We start from the raw sequence: 1,113 nt of genomic DNA, 5'->3' as shown, positions 1-1,113 counted from the left end.
AGCGCCTGGGCGACGGCGACCGCGCCCGGCGCGGGCGCGATCTGGGACAAGACCGCGGTGGAAGCCCGCGTCGATCCCGGCGCCGAGCACAGCAAGCTCGGGGCGTCGCTGATCAAATCGGTGCCGCTGTCGGGCGATACCTCGCTGACGCTCCAGAACGGCTACAGCATCAACCAGCAGGGTACCACCGCTGTGCCCGGCATCGGCGGCCACATCACGCGCAATTACGAGACCGACCAGTCCGCCAAGGTCACCCTCAGCGACACTGGCACCAGCGTCACCGCCGGCCAGACGCTGTCGACCAGCGACGACAAATGGCTGCGCAAGGTCGGCGCCGAGCAAAAGCTGTTCGACAACGTCACCGTCTCCGGTTCCGTCGGCGAAACCTCGCAAGGCGCGATCAACAAGAGCCTGACGGCGGGTTTCAAGAAGAGCTGGTAGCAGTCCAGCGCTCTCCGCTTTCCCCTCATCCTGAGGGCGGTCCGAAGGAGCGCGTCTCGAAGGATCGAAGCCCCCGCTGCCAGAACGGCCGCCGCGTTCATACTCCCCTAACCATACGCCACGGCAAAACCCCCGAATGGTCCGCCCTTGCCGCATCTCGGCCCATTTGCGGTCAAAATCGGACGCACAGATGAGGAAGCCTCACAGACGTCGTCGTGCGGGGGACACTCGCGCTGCGCTCAACGCGAACAGGGGAATAACGATGAACGCCATGCGTCCGGAAAAGACCGAAGCCGCCGAGACCGAGACGGTCGACACCAACCTTGCCGCCGTCACGGAAGTCGAAGCCGGCATCCGTGACTTCGTCCGCAACGACATCGCCTATCTGCGCCGCCCGGCGGCGACGACCACCGACGCGCCCCCGCTCGATCCGAGCGCGGAGGCCACCGTCACCAACGTCAACTCGCTGATCCAGCGCGTCGCCGGTACCTCGCTCGCCGAGATCGAGAATCTGATCTCGGAGCTCGAGAGCCTGCGCGACCTGCTCCACGCCGAAGGCCAGCGCGTCCAGCGCGAGATCTCCGGCTACGCCCAGCTCAGCCAGGCCGCGATGAAGTCGACCCGCATGATCGCCGACAACGTCGCGCAGTGGAAGCGCGCCGCCGACGGCCT

Annotated in this window: 1 protein-coding gene and 1 pseudogene; both read left to right on the top strand. The window is 66.6% G+C overall.

The genetic code is table 11. The annotated features are described in order from the left end of the window. Positions 1 to 441, top strand: a pseudogene (locus MOV74_RS38810) (hypothetical protein); the annotation flags it as partial. A gap of 262 nt (positions 442 to 703) precedes the next feature. Further along, the coding region (locus MOV74_RS38805) for a hypothetical protein (protein WP_246932869.1) at positions 704 to 1,113 on the top strand (410 nt) is incomplete at its 3' end.

Source organism: Bradyrhizobium sp. SHOUNA76, assembly GCF_023006445.1.
In the GTDB taxonomy this organism is placed as follows: Bacteria; Pseudomonadota; Alphaproteobacteria; order Rhizobiales; family Xanthobacteraceae; genus Bradyrhizobium.
The sequence above is the reverse complement of the archived record's forward strand: the minus strand, read 5'-3'. Positions and strand labels throughout refer to the sequence as shown.